Genomic DNA, 22,270 nt, shown 5'->3' with positions numbered 1-22,270 from the left:
GGCGACCAGCAGCGTGTTCGGGCGACTACCCTCGGCATTATGTCGGCGACGCGCCGAGAACACGCCGAGGATCTGGTGGCGGCAACGGGAGATTTCGTTGGTCGTGATCCGGAGCTGGGCAAGATCAGCAGCTTGCTGCTGGGTTCGGCTCGGCTGGTCACGTTGATCGGCTCGGGCGGGATCGGGAAAACACGACTCGCGACCGAGGTCCTGCGCCGATTCGGCAGGGCCGGGCCTACGCCGGTGTATTGGGTGCGGCTGGCGCGGCTGGCCAAGAACTCGGATGCGGCCGCGGTTCTGGACGAGGCCGCGCAATCGGTGGTCGGTGCCGACTTCTCCGAAAGATCTGGGTGGGATGCGCTGGTCGACACGTTGACCAGGACCGACGCGGTGGGACGAAATCTGCAGACGGTGCTGGTGATGGACAATTGCGAGCACGTCCTCGCGGGCGCCGGACAGTTGATCACGGAGTTGCTGGAGGCGGTTCCGGGATTGACCGTCCTGGCGACCAGCCGCGAGGCGATCGGGTGGGTCGACGAACATCTCGTCGTGGTCCCCCCGCTGACACAACAGCAAGCTCTGGCGCTGTTCCGGCAGCGCGCCGTACTCACCGATCATCCGATCATCGACACCGACGCCGATCAGCTTGCTGCGGCCGGCCTGATTTGTCGTCATGTGCACAACCATCCGCTGTATATCCGGTTGGCGGCGGCGCAGCTGTCACGGCGGCCGTTGGCTGTGGTCCTTTCCGAACTGAGCGGTGAGGCGACCGACAGACGGATGCGGTGGGCGCATGGGCCCCGGATGGGGGCCGAGGCGCGGCATCAGGGGGTTCGTGATGTCATCGCCTGGTCCTACGACCTGGCCCAGGACAAGAAGCGGCTGCTGCTGGACCGAATGTCGGTCTTCGCGGCGGGTTACGACACCAACCCCGAGGACGACATCATCTCGGCCCGGGATGTCGGTGCCGACCTGGAAGCCATCGAAGTGGTCTGCGCCGACGATCCGGCACCCGGACACGACCGTGGAAACGGCGAGACCATAGTGAGCGTGGCAACCGAGGAGGTCGAGGGCTTGCTCGAGAGTCTCGCCGACCAGTCGCTGGTAACCCGGCACATCACGCCGACCGCGGTGCGGTACTCACTGCTGGAAAGCATTCGAGTGTTCGCCCAGCAGCGGCTGGAAGAACGCTCGACCGACGAGGTGGACGAACCGGCGCGGCTCGCACAGCGACATCTCCGCTACTATCGGAACAAAGTCGTTGCGGCGCAACTCAATTGGTTCAGTCCCGCGGAGCGGGATCTGCTGGCCTGGGCGCGCGCGGCGTGGGACAACATTGTGACCGCGATCGAGACCAGCCTCGCCTCCGGCGAGCCGGCACTCGGTTTGGAAATTTGCACAGGTCTGATCGCCCTGCCCATCTACAAAGGTTCACCCCGAGAAATACGCCGGTGGTCCGAACGCATGCTGCGGGCCACCCGCACGCTGACCCCGGAACCGACCGAGCTCCAAATCGTGGCCATGGCCCTGAGCGGGTGGCTGGCCTTGCTCCAGGGCAGAAACGACGACGCCGAACGAATGCTCGAGGAGTGCGCCGCCGCCTGCATCGATGACCCGAAGATCCGACAGAATTGGCGGCAGGCCCCGGAAGCCGACATCGGTCTCCCCGCGCATGTCGAAGTCTTGTGGGGGGTGGAACTGATGGCGGCCCATCGAGACCCGAGCGCTATCACGGTATTGGCCCGGGCCCGCGAAAAGTTCCATGCCCTGGGCAATCTCGGTGGCGAGGCGAGGAGCGAGTGGCACGAGGCATTGGCGGCGAGCTTCGTAGGATCGGCTCAGCAGGCCCTGGAAATCAACCGACGTGGTCTCGATCATGCCACCGCGTCCGGAGACCGGTGGACGATAACCTGGGCAGAGATGACGTGGGCGATCGCGTTGACCAAACACGGTGATCCCACCGAGGCATTGGCTCTCGGGCGCGCAACACTGGCACGCCAGGAAGCCGCGAGCGACCACTGGGGGGCGGCGTTGGCTGTGTTCATCCGGATATGGTCACTGGCACAGTCCATTACGAATTCGATTGCGGCCGGCGGCACCGACCAGGCCGAACTCAGGGCATTGGCCACCGAAACCGCTCAACTCGCCGGCGGGGTCACAACGCTGCGAGCGGGGTCGGGTATCTATTTCGGCGATCTGGGGCTCTACGCCGATGAAACGAAAAAGGCGATCGACGTCGCCCGCAGCGTGTTGGCGCCCGATGCGTTCGCCGCCGCCTATAGGCAGGGCTCCCTGCTGCGTCCCGACCTGCGCGAGGTGCAGCGTTTGGCGCTGGGGACGCTGTCCATCGGCAGGCTGGCGATGGACCATCCCGCCCGGAAGAACACCCCATCACACTGGGGCGAGCTGTCGGCAGCCGAGGAGCAGGTCGCGACCTTGGCCGCTGCGGGATGGACGAACAGCGCGATCGCGGCCCGTCGAGGCAATTCCGGCCGGACCATCGACGCGCAGATGGCCGCGATCTTTCAGAAACTGACAATTACTTCACGCGAAGACATCATCGGATTCGTTCCCAGGGACCAGATCGATGAGGTCCGGAAGGAAGCAGCGAGGCGGCCCCGTCGGACCGCACAACGACCACGTACGCCGCGGCCACGGTGACAGATCGCGCATTCCATTTCCCCGCCGAACATCTGCACGAGCCGCGGACGGTCGAGGGCGCGAAGGTCATGCCCCGTCTGATTGGACTCGCGCTGGTGAGCCTGGCTCCGCAGTGAGTTTTGATCTCAGTTCGATCGGTGCACGAAAACGTTTCGACGCCGGATCGCGATCAACTATGCAGAAGCCGCACAAACAAGGCGAGAGCAGTTGATGATCAGCGAACCACCGAACGCCGCCGACGCACCGGACGCCGACCCCGTCGGCGCCCGGGCGCCGAGCATCAATTCGATGCGCGGTCACGTCGAAGAACTCGCCGAACGCAAACGTGCCGCCGTGATCGGATCCGATCCGGCGGCGACCGAACGCCAGCACGCACGCGGTAAGCAGACCGCCTATGAGCGGATCGAGACCCTGCTCGATCCGGATTCCTTCGTCGAAATCGAGGGCCTGCGCACGCACCGGGCCACCGGCTTCGGCATGGATCGCAAGCACCCGCCGGGTGACGGCGTCGTCACCGGGTGGGGCACCGTGGAGGGGCGCCGCGTCTTCGTCTACGCGCACGACTTCCGGATCTTCGGCGGATCACTCGGCGAGGCGCACGCGCACAAGATCCACAAGGTGATGGATCTGGCCGTCACGGCGGGCGCGCCCCTGGTCAGCCTCAATGACGGTGCGGGCGCGCGGATCCAGGAGGGGGTGACCGCGCTGGCCGGATACGGCGGTATCTTCCGGCGCAATACCCGCGCTTCCGGCATCATCCCGCAGATCAGTGTGATGCTCGGACCGTGCGCGGGCGGTGCCGCCTACAGTCCGGCGCTGACCGATTTCGTCTTCATGGTGCGCGGCACCGCCCAGATGTTCATCACCGGACCCGAGGTGGTGACCGCGGTAACCGGCGAGACCATCACCATGGAGGATCTCGGCGGCGCCGATGTGCACGCGCAGACCTCCGGGGTCGCGCATTTCCTGTACGACGACGAGGCGAACTGCCTGAACGACGTGCGATTCCTGCTATCGCTGCTGCCGTCGAACAATCGCGAACAGCCACCGGTGCAAGCCAGTAAGGACCCGGCCGACCGGCGCAGCGAATCGCTCTACGACCTGGTGCCGACCGATAGCAACCGGCCCTACGACATGCGCGCGGTGATCGAGGAAATCGTCGATGACGGCGTGCTGTTCGAGGTGCACGAGCACTGGGCGGCCAATATCGTGTGCGCGCTGGCGCGTTTGGGCGGTCGAGTGGTCGGGATCGTCGCCAACCAACCCAGCGTCCTGGCCGGTGTGCTCGATATCGAAGCATCGGAGAAGGCGGCGCGATTCGTGCAGCTGTGCGATGCGTTCAATATCCCGATCGTGACGCTGGTGGACGTGCCCGGCTTCCTGCCCGGCGTCGCACAGGAACACGAGGGCATCATCCGACACGGCGCGAAATTGTTGTACGCCTATTGCAATGCCACCGTCGCGCGGATCTCGGTCGTGCTGCGCAAGGCGTACGGCGGCGCGTACATCGTCATGGACTCGCGCTCGATCGGCGCCGATCTGGCCCTGGCCTGGCCGACCAATGAGATCGCGGTCATGGGCGCCGAGGGCGCGGCGAATGTCATCTTCCGGCGCGAGATCGCCGCCGCCGACGATCCCGACGCCGCCCGCCGCCAGAAGATCAAGGAATACCGCACCGAACTGATCCACCCGTACTACGCGGCCGAACGCGGTCTAGTCGACGACGTCATCGACCCCGCCGATACCCGCCCCGCATTGATCGCCGCACTGGCCATGCTCGGCAGTAAGCATGCCGATCTCCCGATGCGCAAGCACGGCAATCCACCCCAGTAGGAGCAGTCCGGATGACCACCTTCCTGAAAATCGAGCGCGGCAACCCGACCGACGAAGAACTCGCCGCGCTCACCACCGTCCTGCTGGCCATCATCGCCGGAGCCAGCCCCACCCCTACACCCGCGCCCGGCCCGGCATCGGTGCAGTGGCTACGCCCCGAACGCCGCCCCGCCTTCGTGGTCCCGCACAGCTGGGCCGCATAGTCACCCGAAAGTTCGCCAGCCGATAGCCGTGTGCTGGCGGAGCTGAAGGCGCTACGCGATCGCCTGCCGCGTGACCGGCTCACTGGTCGCGTCCAGCGACGGACCGTCGAGAAATTCTCACCGCACAGCTGTTGTGCGTAAGCGCGCGAAGGTCCTCAGCTGAACTGCTGCACTAGCTCGCGCTTGAGGACCTTATGGCTGGGACCGAGCGGAAGTTCGCTGACGAATTCGACGCGCCGCGGATACTTGTGCTTGGCCAGATGCGCACGCCCGTAGGCGATCACTGCTTCAGCGCTCACCGGCCCAGCTGGTACGACGACCGCACAGACCTCTTCGCCATAGGTGTGATCCGGCAGACCGATGACCGCGACCGCGGCAATATCGGGATGCCGCAGTAGCGCCTCTTCGACCTCGGTCGGGTACACATTGAACCCGCCGCGGATGATCATGTCCTTGATCCGGTCGACGATCGTGAGGTATCCGTCGACATCCTTGACCCCCAGGTCACCGGTGCGAAACCAGCCGTCGACCACGACGGCGGCCGTGATCTCCGGCTTCCCGAGATACCCGTTGAAGACGTTGTGGCCGCGAATAACCACCTCGCCGAGTGCACCGGTGGGCAGCAGCGCAATCCGTTGCGATTCGGACGGATCGGCGATCTCCACCTCGACACCCCAGATCGAATGTCCGACCGTCCCCGGCCGCGCCCCGAAATCGGGCTGGTTCACCGCCGCCGTCGGCGAAGTCTCCGACAACCCGTAACCTTCCAGAACCGGCGCACCGAAGACCTCCTCGAACGCCTCCAGCACCGACTGCGGCAGCGATGCGCCACCCGAGATGCACAGTCGCAGTCGCGGCGGTTCCGCCGACTCGCGCGCCGCGGCGATCAGACCGACATACATCGTCGGCACGCCGTGAAATGTATTGACGCCCCTGGCTTTCATCAGCCGAATGGCCTCGGCCGCATCGAATCGGGGCAGCAGCACAAGGGTCGCTCCGGCACGCCAGGTTGCGTTCATCGAGACCGACTGACCGAAGACGTGGAACAGCGGCAGCGCACCGAGCGCGACATCATCGCTACGCACATCGTTGGCGTCGAAGGCATTCACCGTCGCGTTCATCACCATATTCAGGTGACTGAGCTCGGCGCCCTTCGGCCGACCGGTCGTCCCACTCGTGTAGAACACAACCGCCGGATCCTCGGGCCGCCGCGTTACGAAGGTCGCAATGGGTTGTCCGGCAAGGGAATTCGGTTCGACACCGGGTATCTGCGCCGCCGCGGCGGCCGTCGCGCCCACCTGCGCGAACCACGGATGACATACCAGCAGGCGAGCATCGCTGTCGCGCAGCACATGTTCGACCTCACCCGCCGTCAGCAGCAGATGCACCGGAACCACCACCGCCCCGGCGGCGAGAATCGCATAGTAGGCGGCCGGAAAGTCGGCGGTATTGGGGCACATGAGCGCCACTCGGTCGCCGGGGCGCACACCGAGCTCGATCAGGGCGGCGGCCTGACGCCGCGCCCGTTCCCAGAGCTCGGCGAAGGTGATCCGCTCTGCGCCCTCGATCAGTGCGATCCGCTCCGGTCGCCTTCGCGCCTGTTCGGCCAGGATGCTCGCCAGGGACAGGGTCGCGTTCATAACGCGCGCCCGGTGAATCTCGTCATCGCTCTCCAAAAACTAGCAGCGCAAGTTTCAACCCAACGGTAGGGCACTGAAACTAGCAGCGCAAGTTTTTCGGCGGCTCCTGCAAGAATGCGATACATGGCCCGACCCCGCCGACCACTGCTCAGCCATGAGCGCATCGTCGAGACCGCGCTGGCCCTTGTCGACGCGGAGGGTCTGGCGGCCCTCTCGACCCGCCGCCTCGCCGCCGAACTCGGCGTACAGGGCCCCTCGCTGTACAACCATGTCGGCACCAAGGACGAACTCATCGACGCCGTGGTCGATTCCGTGCTCGGCGAGGTGGACACGTCGATGTTCGGCGAGCTGTCGGCCGACAATCCGGACTGGCGATCGGCATTGCGACGCTGGGCCCATTCGTATCGGACCGCCGTCGCCGCACACCCGCACATCGTTCCGGCATTGGCGAGCGGACCCGGCCATCGACCCAACGCGCTGCGCATGGCCGATGCCGTCTTCGGCGGCCTGGTTGCGGCGAACTGGCCGCGCCGGGAGGCGACAACCGTCGGCACGCTGATGCGCTACTTCCTCACCGGCTCATCTCTCGGCTCATTTGCCGCCGGCTTCCCCGCCGATGCCGAGGTCTACGCCGACGAATATCCACACCTGAACGAGGCGCACCTACTCGCCGACCGACAGCAGCGCATCGATCAGGTCGCATTCGAGGTCGGTCTCGAATCGCTATTGGACGGACTCGAGGGCCGATTCCAGTTACTACTCAGTAGTCAGTAGCGGAATCCCTTGCCGGAGCTGTTGATCGGGTCACAACCGGTGCGCCGATGCCGTACTGACCAGCGCCGCACCGGCTCGGTTTGCGAGGTCGCGCAACCGCCACGAAAACGCCTACGAGAGAGCGGGATTCACCGGAACCACGCGGCCGTTCGGCGCTCGGACCGGGGCTTTTGGTGCCGAGTTCGCGCCGTTGTCTGTGCATGGGATCACGTTGCTCCTTCGGAGCGTTGGGGCATAACGTAACTTCCTGTTAACAGGACGATGTCGTCCTGACCAATTCCTTTTATTCGGTCCCGCAGGAGGACATGCCCCGCAGTGCCCGCTCCCTCGATCAGGAAGTAGCGCAGCAGGTGTGGTTAGAAATGGCATACGCAACGCCTTGGCAAGTCAATGAAGTTCAGCTCGGCCGGTCCGAGAACAGTCGCTACCGCATTCGCGAACTGACCGCGCAACGTTTCGATCTACGATCCGACTGGGGCTACCTGTGCGCAGCGGGCCTGAGTCTGCTGACCTTTCTACTACTGTTCCAGCCCTGGGTTTCGGCAACGGGACCGAACGGCACGGTCAGCGCCAATGCCTTCGGCCGCATCGACGGCTTCACCAGCAGCAGTTGGCAATCGGACGGGCCGGACATGGTGAGCATCAGCGGCGCCTGGGCCGTCCTCACCACCATGGCGGTCGCTGGCACGGTCTGCTCGGTCGTGCTGTATTTCCGGGTGCGCAGCCAGGCGCTGTCCCGCCTGGTCATGGTCACCAGCGGCGCGGCCGCGATCTTCGTGCTCATCACCCTGCTGTACCTCAACAGCAAGGCGCCGGAACTGCGCGGACTCACCGAATCCGCCACTCACGCCGGACTTTTCAGCTGGCTCTTCGGCAATAACATGAGTTCGAACCTCGGGATGGGTGAACATCGAATCGCCAGTGCCGGAATCGACCTCGGCGCGACGCTCGGTGCATTCTCCGCATTTGGCGCCGCGCTGGCCGCCGCAGCCATGGGACTGCGCAAACGGCCGATCAGCGCAGTGCGCGTGGTCGCGACGCCGCAGCCATATCGCGCGAAGATCACTGCCTGACAACCCGACTCGGGCCGACCATCACTTGACGGTCGTATTCACCCAGTCGACAACGGCACGCTGATAGGCAGCGGTATTCGGTGCGAGATTCACCGAATGTCCGCTGCCGGGCAGCACGAAGGTGTGCAGCTTCGCCGCCGGGGCGAAGAACGGGGTCTCCGCGGCCAGCAGGGTGGTGGCGTCCCGGCAGATCGAATACGCGGGGCCGCAGGACAACCGGTCCACACTGCCATTGGCGATCATTACGGGCGCCTTGATGAGGCTGGACATCCCGGGCAGCGTGGAGGTCAGGCCGTCCGGATATTCGGAGAGCGAGAAGACCTCCTTGGTCTTCTCGTCCAGCTCGACCACCTTCGGGTCGGCATCCGGGCCGAAGAAATCCTTGGCCCGGGTGCCGGGCCTGGTCGTGAGATAGCCCGAATCCAGTCCGCGACCAGCGAATACGGGATCGTGGATGGCCTGGTAGTAGGTGGCGATAACGCCGAGCACCTCGGCGATATTGAGGGTGTGCGAATAGCCGGTGAGCAGTACGCCGTCGACATCGTTGTGCGCGGTCGCCTCGATGACGGAGGTACCCGAGGTCAGTGAGTGACCGACGGTGACGACCTTGCCGAAGGGCTGCGCGCCAGCGAACCCGCGCCGCAACGACTGGACTATTTCGTGCAGGGCGTCCGCGGTGGCGGTGGCGGTCAGCGTCATGGCCGGGGGGTGGCTGCTGTCGCCATTGCCGAGCCGGTCCATGGTCAGCGTCGCGAAACCGGCACGGTTCATTGCCCGCCGGAAGCTGTAGGTCTCCGGCTGGTAGGCGAAGTCCCAATAGGTGGCGTTGTAGTTGGAGCCCGACATCAGCACCATGACGACATCGGTCGGCTGTTGCGGCAGGCACAGCGTCCCGGCCAGATTGCCCTGCGGCACCGGGAACGAGACCGCCTGGCAACCGTCCGGCACCGCGGTATCGTCGGCATCGGCCACCCCCGGCGCGAGGCAGAGCAGTGCTGCGGCCGCGAATGCGGCAATGGACCGAACCGAGCTTCGCACGGGACGCGCCCCCTTTGGTGATATGTGAAAATCGCCAGCCTGGCATGCTGATCAGCCGTTCAGTGAGGCAGGCTATAGCGCGAGCTCGCTGCCGCGCAAGAATTGCTGCACGCGTCATGGAAAATGGCGGGCGGCACCCCGATTCCATTGCGGCACAAGATCAGAACCGATCGCCCCGCCACCACCTCCAGTACCTGTGCGGCACTCTAGCTCGACCAGGCTGGCAGGTATTCGCTGTCGGCGGCGCGCATGGCGTTGGCCGGATCGTCCACGGTGTCTTAGCCGGCGATCGAGAAGACAGTGCCATCCTTGCCACTTTCTGGCGAATCCCGATACCGCGCAAGGCGATTCGTTTGCTGCGAAACGGCCGGATCCGACGTCGGCGACAGATCCGACGCAACGGACATGCCGGACGTAAGACCGAATGCGGGACGTTTGCGATCTACAATCCGGACGTGAGCGCGCGAGCTGTGCATTTTGTTGGAAGCTACCCGGCTGAGAGTACCGACGATGCGATGCGGGCAATGTTGGACGGAGCGGGACCCCGGCTACGTACACTGCCGACCGGCGAGACCAGCCGCTACGAGTTCTATGTCCAGCCGATCATCACGGATCTGGTGTCCCAGGGCGCATTGGAGGTGCGCAAGCCCGGCAGCTGGCGTACCAGCCAGGAACGCACCATCCATCGCATCGCCCACGGCGCCGAATTCACCGGCGACATGATGGATCTCGGCTACCTCCGCGAGACACGGGAGGCGCTGCCGGTCTTCCAGAAGTTGCGCGAGGCACGCGATCTGCCCGGCCTCTCACTGCAAATGGGCATGCCGACCGATTTCACACTGACGTTCATCGCCCTCGGCCCAACCGGCCTACGATCACATAAGCAGGCATTCACCCACGCCTCCGTGCGCGATATCGCGGCGATCCGCGAACTGGTCGGCGACGACGTCGTCATTCAATTGGAGGCGACCGCCGAACTGGTGCTGCTGGCGAAAACGCAACCGGTACACCGCCAGTTCGAGGCGGCACTCGGACTCGGCCGTGGCATTGCCGCGCTGGCCGCCGCGGCACCGGCGGGCACCCGATTCGGGGTACACCTGTGCCTCGGCAGCATGAACAATAGATCCCGCGCCAGTATGCACGATACTCGGCCGCTGGTGGATCTGGCCAATTCCATTGCGCGGCAATGGCCGTCGGGACGCGTGCTGGAGTACGTGCACGGACCGCTCGCCGCGGGTGATGTGCCGCCTTCGACACTTCCGGAATTCTATGCGCCGCTGAAGGATCTGCGGCTGGGCGATGGCACGGCCTTCTATGCCGGTCTGGTGCACGATATTCCGACCGAAGCGCAGCAGGTGCAGACGCTGCACATGGTAGAAAGTGCACTCGGCCGACCGGTCGACGGCGTCGCCAGTGCCTGCGGACTCGGCCGCAGACCTCGGGAGATCGCCGACGCGATGGTGGCACGCGCCGATGCCATCGCCGGGGCGGAGTGACCGGGCCAGCCCGAATGCCGTTGTGGCCCTGGAAATTCCGGACTACTTCTTGCGGCCGACGCCGCCGATGAGCACCAACCCGGTTTTCGGCGTATCACCGTCGAGCCACTCCTGTACCGGTGCCAGGCCGGGCCCGAGCATTTCGAAACCGTCGAAGTACTTGGCCACTTCGGCCCGCGACCGGTAAAGGACCTGGGCCGTGCTACCGGCGGCTTGCGCGGTCGACTGCGCGATGAAGTCCGGATCGCTTTCATCGGACCCGTGGGTGAAGATGAAATAGCTACCCGGCGCCAGTGTCTCGTGGAAACGTGCGATGATCTCGGCCGGATTTTCATCGTCCATGATGTAATGCAGCACGCCGACCAGCACGATGGCGACCGGTTGCGAGAAATCTATCTTCGCCTCGGATTGCACCCGCTCGATGATGTCGTCCGGGCGGCGCACATCGGCCAGCATCGGAGTTACCCCGGGCAGCCGGGCCAGCAGCGCGTTGTTGTGCGCGAACACGACCGCGTCGTAGTCGACGGCCACCACCTTCGACGACGCATCGATCGCCTGCACCGCCTCGTGCAGGCTGGGTGAGGCCGGAATCCCGGCACCGATATCGATGAACTGACGCACGCCCGCATCGGCCGCCAGCTGCGCGCCCTGGAGCATGAACTTGCGGACCAGCCAGGCCAGCGTTTTGGTATCCGGTGCTATCTGCAACATGCGGTGGGCCAGCATCTGGTCCACCTCATAATTGTCCTTGCCACCCAGCAGGTAGTTGTACACCCGAGCCGAGTTCGGCTTCGATGGATCGACGCCCGCCGGTACCCGCTTGACGTCCGACACCGCACCTCCCTCGATATCGTCGATCATCGTAACAAGCCTTTCCTGCCGTCCGGCGGAAATACGCTGGCGATATGGGATGTCCCCCGCCCGGCCTCGTTCGACCGGTGCGGGCAACGCGAATTCGTAAATGATAGCGCTACAACGGCATTCGGCCACCTCACCGCCACCCCTTCCGCGTGCTGGTCGGTGCTGGCAATTTGCCCGGGTTGCCTCCACGGGGTGACGGTGCGGCAGCGGGAGCGTCGAGTTCTGAACCCCCGATACCCGATCATCGCCCCGGGAGTGGGGAACTGATCGTGGTGAAGTACTGGATCGCGGCCGCGACGATCACCGGGGCGGTGACCAAGAGCTGACCCGCAATGGTGCCGAGCGCCCCGACCGCGATGACGCCACCGACACAGCCGACCGCGGCGGCGGGCAGGATCGGACCGAAGAGCCCGATAATCGTGGCGCTGGCGGCCGCCGCACCGGCCGCCCCGCCGAGCACACAGCCCACGGCCGCGCCGCCGAGGCCACCGACCACCGTGCCGACAAGGGCCCCCATGGCGATGGTGCTGCTCATCCGATTCCAGGCCGCGACCTCGCGCTCGTATTCCGATCGAAACGGCGCTTGATCCTCGAAGGGCAGCGCCACCGGCCGATAGACCGCGCGCGCCATATCGAATTGCGGTACCAAGGTCGCGCTGTGCTCGGAAATCGCTGCCGCGATGGGGAATTCGAAATCGTCGAGCCGCAGCCGCAATGGCATCGCGGCGACCACCGCACCGTCGGCGGCCCTGATCTCGAAGACATCGTTGTCCGATGACAGTGTTCCCGAGTCGATGTCGATCACACTGGCGCCGTCGACCGCGCGTGCGGTGAAGACAACGCCGTCGATCTCTTCCGGGGTTTGGGCGGTGGCGGTGCCCACGGCAGTGGCGGCGGCGAGTGTGCAGGTGAGGATGAATGTGGTGACGCGCATGCTTGACCTTTTCTAGTGATGCGAAGCCGGGATATCGGTTCAGGACAGCTGGGCCAGCGTGACGACGACCGCCGCACCGATCTCCTGTTGGCCGGAGATGGTCAGGTGGACACCGTCATCGAGGTGCCCGTCGAAGCCCGAGGCGGGAGCGGTTATCGCGAACACATCCACGGTCGGTTCCGACTGATCGATGAGCGTCTGGGCGGTCTCGGCCATATCGGAAGTGCGCCAACCGATTCCGGCCCGCTGAAAGTGCGGGAACGCGGCCGACCTGCCCTCGTCCACCGCGGCCGGTGTGAGCCACAACCAGCGTGCACCGGTGACACGCAGCGTCGATTCGCGCAGCAGTAGCAGATTGCGGGTCGTTTCCGACATGCTCACCAGCCGGGGTCCGTCGGGCCCGCCGAGACGCTGGGCATCGTTCGCGCCGAGTTGGCACAGCACCCAGTCGGGCCGCTGACCGACCAGCGTGGCCAGTCCGGTGAGCGCCTGTGTGGTGGTGCAACCGGATACGGCCAGATTGCTGAGTCGGATGCCGTCCTCCGGACGGCGGATGGCCAGCAGCGCCCGCACTATCTCGAACCAGGACAGCCGATCCGCCGTCGTGCTCTCCCCGATGGCGACGACGTGCTGCCCCGGCTCGAATGGGAGCCGGTCCACCGCATCGGCCACTTCGGCATCGGCCAGGAGTTCGGTGGCCGCGGCTCGGGTCTGTTCGTCGAATCCGGCGCACAGTCGCGTGTACTCGGCCGGCCCCAGGCCGAACAGGCCCGCGATGCGGATGTCATCGAGCCCGTTCACATACGGCAACGCCCGCTCGGGCCGCTGGAACCGGATCAGCTTCTCGATCAGCTCGACATGCACGATCAACTCAATTCTCTTAGGTGAATCGTTCACTGAAGTGAACGATGCTGCGGTGTGTACGATAGCGTGGTGAGCGAAGCCGAGCAAGGGGATGCGCAGCCCCCGCCACGCACACGGGCAGTGACCTACCTGCTCACGCAGTTGGGCGCGCACGCGGCACAGCGATTCGCCGAACTCATCAGCGATCTGGACCTGACCCCGCCCGATATCGGACTGCTGCGCATGATCGCCACCCAGCCCGGACGCAGTCAGCGGTCACTGTCCGCCGAACTCGGCGTCGTCCCGAGCCGCATCGTCACCCTGATCGACCACCTCGACCGCAAGGGCCTGGTAGAACGCCGCCGCGGCGCCACCGACCGCCGCAATCACGAACTGCACCTCACCCCGAAGGCACAGCAGCTGATGGGCCAGGTATGGCAGCTCGGCCAGGCGCACGAAGCCGATATCTGCGCAAGCCTGAACGACGCCGAATACGAACAATTGGCAACCCTGCTCAATCGCATCGCCGACCAGCAGCACCTGAAACCGGGCGTCCACCCCGGCTATCGCCGAACCTCGCTCCCCCCGAGCGATACGTAGCCGAACCGTCGTCCGACGAAGCTAGGAGGACATCCGCCCCGACCAGGCATCGACGCGTGCCGCCCCGCAGATGCTCTGGTCGACTGGAGTGGCGCCACAGTGCGCATCGAACCCGGGCCGATGCGGACTGTGCTGTCCTACGCGTCGAGGGACCGCGAACAATCCCGCAAAGACGGCAGCGAGAATTCCCACGGCCCACCACAGCGTGAGCCCGAACGTGCGGGAAAAATTCTCCGCGTTGGCCATTTCGCCCGCTTCGCTGAGGATTTCGGTGACCCGATCACGCCCGCCGGGTTGTGTGGCCCGGCCCTGGATGCCCCGGCAGCTCATGGGCGTCTCGGTGGGGTTGGTGTTGGCCGATCTGTCCTGCACACAAACTCGCAAGCCAGAGATGATCCGCGCCTGCGCCTGCTCGTCCAGGCCCGCCACGGCGAGTTCGGTGCGGACCCGGGGTATGACCGCATCGACGCCGCGATCGGAACCGCTGTCGAGCTGGGTGAAGAAGATCACCCCGGCGAGCGCGACGCCGAGCGCGACGCCGAGTTGCTGAGCGGTGTTCACCAGGCCGGACGCCGACCCCGCATCGTCTTTGGGGACCGCAGCCAGCACGAAGTCGATGGTCGGCGAGACGATCAGGCCGAAGCCGAGTCCCGAAATGGCAAGCGGTGCAATCAACTGCCACGACGTGATCGCCGGGCCGTACCGCCCTTCGGCCCACACGCAGCTGGCGAAGCCCGCCGCGTTCAGCAGTGCTCCGGCCATCAGCACTTGCCGCCCGTACCGGGGTATCAGCACCTCCACAGCTATGGCTGCCGCCACGGCAGCGCCTACGGCGAAGGCGCCAGCGGTCAGACCGGCCCGCAGTGGCGACCAGCCGAGGCCGAGCTGCATGTAGAGCGTCCAGACGAGGAAGAATCCGCCGAGCGCGATCCAAAAGATCAGCCAGAGCACGCAACCGATCGTGAATGATCGCACCCGAAACAATCCGAGAACTATCAGCGGTGAACCGATCGTCCGGGCGCGTCGATGTTCGTAGACCACAAGGACGGCAAGCACGGCAACCGCACCGGCCATCATCGCGAAAGTCCATGCCGGCCACCCGAATCGGCGGCCTTCCATAAGCGGGTAGACCAGCATCGCGATCGCGGCCGTGACGAGCCCGGCGCCGACGAGGTCGAGCTTCGCAGCGGTCGCGGACTTCGATTCGCGCATCGCGAACAGGGCCGCGGCGATAGCGCCGATACCGACCGGGACATTGACCAGAAAGATCGGCCGCCAGTCGAGGCCGAACGCATTCCAGTCGACGAGGACACCACCGAAGGTCGGCCCGACGACCGCCGCCGATCCGACGATGGCACCGAAGATGCCGAGAACCCTGCCCCGCTCGTTGGGCGGGAAGGTGACGTGGATGAATGCGAGGATCTGCGGCACCATCAGTCCGGCGGTGCCTCCCTGAAGAAACCGCGAGACGATGAGCATGCCCGGGCTGCAGGCGATGCCGCACAGCGCTGAGGCGATGGTGAACCCGGCGACTCCGGTCAGGAACAACCGGCGGCGGCCGTAGATATCGCCGAGCCTGCCACTGGTGATGAGGACTACGGCGAACGCCAGCACGTATCCCGCGACGATCCATTCGAGCTGTGCATATTGCGCCCCAAGGTCACGTTGGATACTCGGTACCGCGACGTTGACGATGGTGGTGTCGAGCAGGTCCATGAACCCCGCGACGAGGACGACGGCGAGCGCGATCCAGCGTCGGCGCTCCTGCGACGTCGAACGCCGCTGGGATATCGGCGGACAACTCCACTGCCACACCATCTATGGCCCTCCCATCATTGAAAGTGCAGTAGCCCGGATGGTTTCGGTCAGGGCCGAGCGTTGGCCGATGTCGGCTTCCGCATGGTCGCGAGGCTCATCAGGGACGGGTTGAAGTGCCCCACCGCCTCGCCGCCGCCGGGGACGGTGCGGCCGTGGGATTGCAGGTAGTCGACCAGGCCGATAGCGGCGCCGGTCCAGCCCTGCGGTGTGAACGATTGCACCGCTTGGGTTTTGCGATCGTTGTAGATGAGCCCGGCCCAGCGTGCGCCCGCACCGCGGTCGTAGCTGTCCGGGTCGGTGGATGACGTGGTCATGGCGGAAAAGACGCCAGAATCGATCGTGCCCATTTCCTCGATGCCCAGCCAGCTGCCGGGAGCGGACAGTGCGTTCAGGGTGTCGAACAGTTGATCTTGGGCGGCGGGGGTGAGGTAGATGACGAGACCTTCGACCAGCCATGCGGTCGGTAGCGATGGGTCGAAGCCGTTGTCGCGCAGGGCAGTTGCCCAGTCGTCGCGCAGATCGACGGCGACTTCGTGACGTTCGGCGGTTGTCGTCGCGTCGGCGTCGTCGAGCACGGCGCGTTTGAATTCGAGGACCGGCTGGCGGTCGAGTTCATAGATGACCGTGCCGTCCGGCCAGGGCAGCCGGTACGCGCGGGAGTCGAGTCCGGCGGCGAGGACGACGACTTGACGCACACCCGCCTCGGTGGCGGAGCGCAGATAATCGTCGAAGTACCGGGTGCGTCCGGCTTGGAAAGCTTGAAACAGCGGTCCGAAGTCGGCCGAGCGCAGCGGATGTTGCTTCGTCAGTTCCGGGTCGGCGGTGAACAGCTCGGCCCATTCGTCGCCTGCGGCGCGACAGAACACTTCGGCGAACTCGTCGACGGCCAGTGCCTGCGGGTGCCGAGCTGCCAAGCCGCGGGCTGCTGCGACGAACAGCGCCGTGGCGCCGACGCTTGTCTTGATGTCCCAGGAATCGTTGTCGTTGCGCGTGGTGCTCACTTTTCTCCAATCAGGGTCGGGTTACTGGTGTGATGGGCGGGGATGCTGTCGTCGGCGGCGAGGAATTCGTCATGGCGTGCCACCGGGACCGTGATCAAACGATGACGCGACCCCGGTGCTGTAGTCGGCGGCCGAGACCTGCTCGCGGCTGTAGCCGTGCAGCGAGAGCCCGTAAATGCATAAGCCGTCGAGAAACCACTGCAGTGCGCGGACGAGGATGCCCAGCACAGTGAAGGTCGATGGGCGGGGGTCGGAGGAGTCCGGGTCGGCGGTTTCGATGAGCGTGTCGGGCGGGGCGTTCGCGGTCACGGGAGTTCCCCTTCCGGCGCCGGCGTGGCGGTTTTCGTGGGCGAGGGGGTGTTTGCGGTGCTGGAGTGCGCGACGATGTGGATGTCGCGGCGGACTCGCCCCGCCCAGTACGGACGCATGGGGGTGGTGGTCTGCCGATGGATCGGGGCGTCTTCCCAGGCGAGGAACGCCTCTTCGTCGGTCCATTCGGACAGCAGGATGTAGTGGTCGTCGTCGGCGCACGGCCGCAGCAGCTCGTCACGAATATGACCTGGCGTACCCGCCACCTGCGCAGTGACCTGCGCATATGCGGCTTCGAATGCTGCTTCCTCGCCCGCCCGTATGCGGGCTCGGACCATCACTCGCGCGGTCATGCGATCACCTGGCCGGTACGGGCCGGTTCGTTCACCATGCTCAGTTGCATATCGCTGCTGGTGCGGACGGCACGCAACGCAGCGGTGGCGACGTCCTGTTTGCGGCTGCGTTCGAAGGCATGGAAGCAGCCCTCATCGGCCCAGTCGCTGGTGACGACGAAAACGCACATGTCCGGGTCCGCGGATACGGCTCGGGTGATGCGCTGCTGGCGGAAACCCGGGGACTGTGCGGCCAAGGCGAACACCGGCCGTAGGCCCTCGAGCAGGCGGGTAGCGTCGCGTCTGGCGACGGTCATGGTAATGGTGGCGCGCAAGGCGGTCATCGTCAGATTCCTCCGTCGACGTTGAGGCAGATGCCGTTGACGAACTGTGCGAGTTCGCTGGCGAGGAACAGCACGGCGCCGGCGACGTCGCCGGGGCGGCCGAGACGGCCGAGGGCCGCCAGGGCTGCGTAGCGCTGTTTCTGCGGTTCGGCCAGACCGATGATCTGGTCGGTTTCGATGATTCCCGGGGCGACGGTATTGACGCGGATGCCCTGTGGACCCAGCTCCTTACACAGCGAGCGAGTCAGGCCGTGCACGCCGGCTTTGGACGCGGTGTAGTGCGTCCGGTTGGGCATTCCGACATTCGCGACGGCGGAGGAGATGTTGATGATCGACGCGGACTCGCCGAGGCGGGGCAGAAGCGCGCGCACCATCAGGTACATCCCGGTCAAATTGGTGTCGACGACGCGGTGCCATTCAGCCGGATCCATCTTCAGCAGTGGCGTATTCGACACGACCCCTGCGTTGTTGACGACGATGTCGACGGTGGCCGGGGCAGTCTCGACGATGGCGGCGACTTCCGCAGGGTCGGCGACGTTTGCGAAGCACACGCGGCCGGGTGCGGTGGCCTCGTCCAGTTCGCGTGCGAGATCGGCGGCGGCGTCGCTGGGTTTGCTGCCGATCGCTGTCACTTGTGCGCCTTGTGCGGCCAACGCGCGGACGATGCCAAGGCCGATGCCGCGGGTGCCGCCGGTGACGATCGCGGTCTTGCCGGTCAGTCGCAGGTTCAGCTGCGTCTGCTGCACGGCTGGGGGGTCGTCGGTTGTCGGATGCTCGCGCTGTCGCACAGCGCATCCGAGCCGACTGGCGCGGGTGTTCTCGTTGTCGTTCACTGTCGGACTCCTTGGGGTCGGCGCAGAATCAACGCACTGTTGAAGCCGTCGTATCCGCGTGCGGCGACGGCGGCGACATGGACGGCCGCTCGTTGCGGAGCGGCGATGAAATCGAGTTCGCATCCAGGGGCCGGATTGACCAACGCCCCGAACGCTGGCAAGGTTTGCTCCCGCATTGCCAGCACGGCGGTGGCAACGTCGAGCGCGGAACTGCCATGGGCGGCTCTGCCCAGCAGTCCTTTCTGACCGGTGACCGGCACCCCGTCGGGGAAGACGGCGCGGATCGCGTTGGCTTCGGCCCGGTCGGCAGCTGGCACACCGGCTGAGTCGGCGAACAGGACATCTGTTCGCCCCGGCGAGGTCTGCGCACGCCGCAGCGCTCCCCGTAATGCGGCGGCAAGGTAATTCGATGGCTGCTCGCCGGTCATGTCGCCGCAGGGGTGGGAGGTACGTCCGTCGTGGTTGGCGGCATACCCTGCGACCTCCGCGTACACATACGGTGCGCCGCGCCGCAGCGCGTGCTGCTCTTCCTCCACAACGAAGATGGCACCGCCCTCGCCGGGGACATATCCGGCGGCAGCGACATCGAAGGGGAGATATCCGCGTGCGGGGTCCTTTTGCCGGCTCAGCCATCCGCTGCGCTGCAAGCAGGTAAGCGCGTAGGGACCCAGCGGCGCCTCGGTACCGCCGGCCAGGACGACGTCGGTTCCGCGACGGATGGCACGAGCTGCGTATCCGAGGCTGTCCAGGCCGCCCGCCGCTTCCGAGACGAGGACGCTCGACGGACCTTTCATCTGATGCAGAATCGAGGTTTGCCCAACGCTTGCCGCATAAAACCAGGCGATCGATTGATAGGTGCCGACGGTGCGTTTCTCTCCCGACCACAGCCGCTGCAGCTCCTGCTGGCCGAAGTGATTTCCGCCGGACGAGCTCGCCAACGCGACCGACATCTGGTACGGATCCAGGCTGGACGGATCGAGCTCCGCATCCGCCAAGGCCTGCGTTGTCGCCGCCATCGACATCCACGTCCACCGGTCGGTCTGCACGATCAGACGGCGGTCCATGTGTAGCTCCGGCACGAAGTCGCGGACCTCTCCGGCCAGCGTGGTCGAATACCCGGAGGCGTCGAAGTGGGTGATCGGTGCGATCCGGTTCTCACCTGCCATAACGGTTTTCCAGTGCTCGCTCGCCGACGTGCCGCTCGGGGCGACAATGCCGATCCCGGTGATCACCGCTCGGCGGGTCATCGCAACTCCTCCGGACGGGTGAAGACCATCGCGGACTGGAAACCGCCGAACCCACTGCCGACCGACAACGCCGTGTCGACGGCAGCGTTGCGCGCGATGTTCGGGACGTAGTCCAGGTCGCACTCGGGGTCTCGGTTACTCCAGTTGGCGGTCGGCGGTATCACGCCGGTGTCGATCGCCAATGCGCAGGCCGCCATTTCGATCGAGCCGATCGCCCCGAGCGAATGCCCGACCATCGACTTGATCGAGCTGATCGGCACCTCGTACGCGGCCGCACCGAGCGCCTTTTTGAAGGCGGCCGTTTCATGGCGGTCATTTTGCTTCGTGCCCGAACCGTGTGCGCTGATGTATCCGATCGCGTCGGGATCGAGCCGGGCTTGGTCCATCGCGGCCCGGATGGCAATGCTCATCTCGAGCCCGTCCGGGCGGAGTCCGGTCATGTGGAAGCCGTTGCAGCGCGAGGCATACCCGCCGATCTCGCAGTAGATGTGGGCACCCCGGTCCAGGGCGTGTTCGAGCTTCTCCAACATCAGCACCGCCGCACCTTCCCCGAGCACGAATCCGGCCCGCGTCATATCGAAGGGGCGGGACGCGTGCGCGGGATCATCGTTGTCATCGGTGGTCGCCCGGATCGCGTCGAACGCGGCGACGGAGATCGGTGAAATAGGCGCGTCCGATGCGCCGGCAAGAACGAAGTCGGCGTCACCGTCTTCGATCATGTGAAGTCCGTAACCGATCGAGTCGATCCCGGATGTGCAGCCCGTCGAGATGACCGCTGCCGGACCGTGCAACTCGTACAACGCCGAAACCTCGGCGGCCATGCTGCTGGGGATGAGGGCCTGATACATGTGGGGCAGCACGGACCCCTCGTCGACCAGCCATTCCCGGCCACCGTCACTGGCGATCACGTACTCGTTCTCCAGGGTGATGGTGGCTCCGACCGCCGAGCCCAGCGACACCCCGAACACCTCACGCGCGGCGTCGGACAACTCCAGACCGCTGTCCGCCATCGCCTCGCGGGCGGCAACGAGCGCGAACTGAGTCATCCGATCACAGCGGCGCGCCTGCCTGGGCGACAACCCGTATGCCTGCGGATCGAAATCGCATTCCGCCGCCACCTGGGAGCGAAACCCCGTCGGATCAAAGGAACTGATCCGACGGGTCGCTGTTCGCCCGGACGACAAACAGTCCCAGAACGACCTGCGTCCGATTCCGCCTGGAGCGACGACCCCGATCCCCGTGACGGCGACCCGGGTCATCGAGCTCTCTCCGCTGTCACCGGGGCACGCTCCGACGGTTCGGTGTCCACGTGGCCGAGTTCGGGTCGTGGGGCGAGTGGTCCGAGATGGAAGACGACGCTCGCGGTCTCGGTCCCGACATTGCGCAACCGGTGCCGGACACCGATCGGGATGAACAGTCCCTGCCCCGCTGTCACCGACCACTCCTCGCCGTCGAGGTCGACGGCGAGGACCCCCTGTACGCAGTACAGAAACTCCTCCGAATATGGGTGGTAGTGCTCGGCGATGCGCTCGCCCGCCGCCAATGTGGCAACGCCGGTGAACCCGGACGTGCTACCGACGGTTTTCGGGCTCAGCACAGTCCTGATCTCACCTCCCCGGCGGCGGTCAGCGGGAAGGTCGGAAGCATCGACGCGGCCGGGTCGAACGCTCGGCACGCCGACAGAGTCGCCGTGCTGCGGCGGTGCAGCTTGGGCGCCGGATTCCACGGCGTGGCGCCGTTCGACCTTTTCCTTGATGAGTTGCATCTGGATCACGCTGTTGGTGTTGATTCGGTCGGTCATGCCAGCGTCGTCGAGCGGTGCACCCGGTCGCATGTGAAAGTCCTGAACCCAGGTCATTTGGGTTCCCGCTCCGGACTCGGCATAGTGCCAGCGGATGCGCATGTACTCGAACGGTCCGGTCTCCACGCGATGTGCGTTAACGGTTCGGTTGATCGGGTCAACGGTTCGTTCGCTGACCCAGCTCCATACTCGACCCGCCTCGTCCGGGTGCATCGTGAGCCGGAATCGGACGGTGTCGGCGTGCTGTGCGAGAACGTCGACGGCGGCGTATTCGGAGAACAGATCCGGCCAGCTTCGCACGTCGTTGGTCGAGTTCCACACCACGTCGAGGGGGGCATCGATGTGGATCGTGTTTTCTGTGTGGCCGGACATCACGCGACCTCCAGGTTCACTGCACGCTCGACGTACCGGACCAATTCGCCACCGGTCATGTCGATCAGCTCAGCGGGCAACCTGATATCGAAGTCGCGTTCCACAACACTCTGGATCTCGAAGACGGCAAGCGAATCTACGCCGAGTTCTGCCATTGTCGAACTGTCTGCCGACTGCAACTCGTGTGGGCTGATATCGACCCCGACGTGCTTGTCCAGGATCGCGCGGAGGGTTTCAATGGTGAATGTTGCGGACAC

At 65.5% G+C, this 22,270-nt stretch carries 22 protein-coding genes; 7 read left to right on the top strand and 15 right to left on the bottom strand.

What is annotated here, in order from left to right:
* Nucleotides 1-39 precede the first annotated feature (39 nt).
* From ABZW16_RS02745 to ABZW16_RS02735, 3 genes are all read left to right on the top strand, one after another.
* The gene (locus tag ABZW16_RS02745; protein WP_354951450.1) at nt 40-2,661 is read left to right on the top strand and encodes an AAA family ATPase; all 2,622 of its coding nucleotides are present in this window, start codon (nt 40-42) and stop codon (nt 2,659-2,661) included.
* 210 nt (nt 2,662-2,871) lie between these two features.
* Nucleotides 2,872-4,494 (top strand): acyl-CoA carboxylase subunit beta, encoded by a 1,623-nt coding sequence (locus ABZW16_RS02740; RefSeq protein ID WP_354951448.1) that lies wholly within the window; start codon nt 2,872-2,874, stop codon nt 4,492-4,494.
* Between the two features lie 11 nt (nt 4,495-4,505).
* Nucleotides 4,506-4,697 (top strand): acyl-CoA carboxylase subunit epsilon, encoded by a 192-nt coding sequence (locus tag ABZW16_RS02735; protein ID WP_354951446.1) that lies wholly within the window; start codon nt 4,506-4,508, stop codon nt 4,695-4,697.
* A gap of 155 nt (nt 4,698-4,852) precedes the next feature.
* On the opposite strand, the gene ABZW16_RS02730 is transcribed toward ABZW16_RS02735, so the two are convergent.
* Nucleotides 4,853-6,337 carry a long-chain fatty acid--CoA ligase gene (locus tag ABZW16_RS02730; protein ID WP_354951444.1) on the bottom strand — a complete coding sequence of 495 codons (1,485 nt, stop codon included), beginning with the start codon at nt 6,335-6,337 and terminating at the stop codon, nt 4,853-4,855.
* 123 nt (nt 6,338-6,460) lie between these two features.
* Here ABZW16_RS02730 and ABZW16_RS02725 point away from each other — a divergent pair, with 123 nt between their 5' ends.
* Together ABZW16_RS02725 and ABZW16_RS02720 are read left to right on the top strand one after the other, a co-directional pair.
* A complete protein-coding gene (locus ABZW16_RS02725) occupies nt 6,461-7,111 on the top strand; it encodes a TetR/AcrR family transcriptional regulator C-terminal domain-containing protein (protein WP_354951442.1) in 651 nt (216 codons plus the stop codon).
* A 362-nt stretch (nt 7,112-7,473) separates the two neighbouring features.
* Entirely contained in the window at nt 7,474-8,184 is a 711-nt protein-coding gene (locus tag ABZW16_RS02720; RefSeq protein WP_354951441.1) for a hypothetical protein, read from the top strand.
* 21 nt (nt 8,185-8,205) lie between these two features.
* Here ABZW16_RS02720 and ABZW16_RS02715 read toward each other — a convergent pair whose 3' ends face one another.
* Nucleotides 8,206-9,222: an alpha/beta fold hydrolase gene (locus tag ABZW16_RS02715; protein WP_354951439.1), complete on the bottom strand. Its 1,017-nt coding sequence runs from the start codon at nt 9,220-9,222 to the stop codon at nt 8,206-8,208.
* A 524-nt stretch (nt 9,223-9,746) separates the two neighbouring features.
* On the opposite strand from ABZW16_RS02715, the gene ABZW16_RS02710 reads away from it, so the two are divergent.
* Nucleotides 9,747-10,718, top strand: a complete 972-nt coding sequence (locus tag ABZW16_RS02710; protein WP_354951437.1) for a hypothetical protein — start codon at nt 9,747-9,749, stop codon at nt 10,716-10,718.
* Nucleotides 10,719-10,760: 42 nt separating this feature from the next.
* On the opposite strand, the gene ABZW16_RS02705 is transcribed toward ABZW16_RS02710, so the two are convergent.
* The 3 genes from ABZW16_RS02705 to ABZW16_RS02695 all read right to left on the bottom strand — a co-directional run bounded on the left by ABZW16_RS02705 (nt 10,761) and on the right by ABZW16_RS02695 (nt 13,377).
* Nucleotides 10,761-11,579: an SAM-dependent methyltransferase gene (locus ABZW16_RS02705; RefSeq protein ID WP_354951435.1), complete on the bottom strand. Its 819-nt coding sequence runs from the start codon at nt 11,577-11,579 to the stop codon at nt 10,761-10,763.
* Nucleotides 11,580-11,820: 241 nt separating this feature from the next.
* The gene (locus ABZW16_RS02700; protein WP_354951433.1) at nt 11,821-12,513 is read right to left on the bottom strand and encodes a hypothetical protein; all 693 of its coding nucleotides are present in this window, start codon (nt 12,511-12,513) and stop codon (nt 11,821-11,823) included.
* A 39-nt stretch (nt 12,514-12,552) separates the two neighbouring features.
* Complete coding sequence (locus ABZW16_RS02695) at nt 12,553-13,377, bottom strand: SGNH/GDSL hydrolase family protein (RefSeq protein WP_354951605.1); 825 nt, start codon at nt 13,375-13,377, stop codon at nt 12,553-12,555.
* Nucleotides 13,378-13,446: 69 nt separating this feature from the next.
* Here ABZW16_RS02695 and ABZW16_RS02690 point away from each other — a divergent pair, with 69 nt between their 5' ends.
* On the top strand, nt 13,447-13,956 hold the full coding sequence (locus ABZW16_RS02690) for a MarR family winged helix-turn-helix transcriptional regulator (protein WP_354951431.1): 510 nt from the start codon (nt 13,447-13,449) through the stop codon (nt 13,954-13,956).
* A gap of 21 nt (nt 13,957-13,977) precedes the next feature.
* Here the strand turns inward: ABZW16_RS02690 and ABZW16_RS02685 are convergent, their stop codons facing one another.
* From ABZW16_RS02685 to ABZW16_RS02640, 10 genes are all read right to left on the bottom strand, one after another.
* Nucleotides 13,978-15,774, bottom strand: coding sequence for an MFS transporter (locus ABZW16_RS02685; protein WP_354951429.1), 1,797 nt, complete (start codon nt 15,772-15,774; stop codon nt 13,978-13,980).
* A gap of 47 nt (nt 15,775-15,821) precedes the next feature.
* Nucleotides 15,822-16,775, bottom strand: a complete 954-nt coding sequence (locus tag ABZW16_RS02680) for an SAM-dependent methyltransferase (RefSeq protein ID WP_354951427.1) — start codon at nt 16,773-16,775, stop codon at nt 15,822-15,824.
* Between the two features lie 69 nt (nt 16,776-16,844).
* The gene (locus ABZW16_RS02675; protein WP_354951425.1) at nt 16,845-17,084 is read right to left on the bottom strand and encodes a hypothetical protein; all 240 of its coding nucleotides are present in this window, start codon (nt 17,082-17,084) and stop codon (nt 16,845-16,847) included.
* On the bottom strand, nt 17,081-17,437 hold the full coding sequence (locus tag ABZW16_RS02670) for an antibiotic biosynthesis monooxygenase (RefSeq protein ID WP_354951423.1): 357 nt from the start codon (nt 17,435-17,437) through the stop codon (nt 17,081-17,083). Before ABZW16_RS02670 ends, ABZW16_RS02675 begins: the two co-directional genes overlap by 4 nt.
* Nucleotides 17,434-17,760, bottom strand: a complete 327-nt coding sequence (locus tag ABZW16_RS02665) for a hypothetical protein (protein ID WP_354951421.1) — start codon at nt 17,758-17,760, stop codon at nt 17,434-17,436. Before ABZW16_RS02665 ends, ABZW16_RS02670 begins: the two co-directional genes overlap by 4 nt.
* A 2-nt stretch (nt 17,761-17,762) precedes the next feature.
* The gene (locus ABZW16_RS02660; RefSeq protein ID WP_354951419.1) at nt 17,763-18,593 is read right to left on the bottom strand and encodes an SDR family NAD(P)-dependent oxidoreductase; all 831 of its coding nucleotides are present in this window, start codon (nt 18,591-18,593) and stop codon (nt 17,763-17,765) included.
* Complete coding sequence (locus ABZW16_RS02655; protein WP_354951417.1) at nt 18,590-19,840, bottom strand: beta-ketoacyl synthase N-terminal-like domain-containing protein; 1,251 nt, start codon at nt 19,838-19,840, stop codon at nt 18,590-18,592. Before ABZW16_RS02655 ends, ABZW16_RS02660 begins: the two co-directional genes overlap by 4 nt.
* Nucleotides 19,837-21,099, bottom strand: coding sequence for a beta-ketoacyl-[acyl-carrier-protein] synthase family protein (locus ABZW16_RS02650; protein ID WP_354951415.1), 1,263 nt, complete (start codon nt 21,097-21,099; stop codon nt 19,837-19,839). The genes ABZW16_RS02655 and ABZW16_RS02650 overlap by 4 nt, the downstream gene beginning before the upstream one ends.
* On the bottom strand, nt 21,096-22,013 hold the full coding sequence (locus ABZW16_RS02645; protein ID WP_354951413.1) for a cupin domain-containing protein: 918 nt from the start codon (nt 22,011-22,013) through the stop codon (nt 21,096-21,098). The genes ABZW16_RS02650 and ABZW16_RS02645 overlap by 4 nt, the downstream gene beginning before the upstream one ends.
* A complete protein-coding gene (locus tag ABZW16_RS02640; protein ID WP_354951411.1) occupies nt 22,013-22,270 on the bottom strand; it encodes an acyl carrier protein in 258 nt (85 codons plus the stop codon). The genes ABZW16_RS02645 and ABZW16_RS02640 overlap by 1 nt, the downstream gene beginning before the upstream one ends.

Origin of the sequence: Nocardia sp. NPDC004604 (genome assembly GCF_040609795.1) — a bacterium.
Lineage (GTDB): Bacteria > Actinomycetota > Actinomycetes > Mycobacteriales > Mycobacteriaceae > Nocardia.
This window is presented reverse-complemented; position numbering and strand designations above follow the sequence as displayed.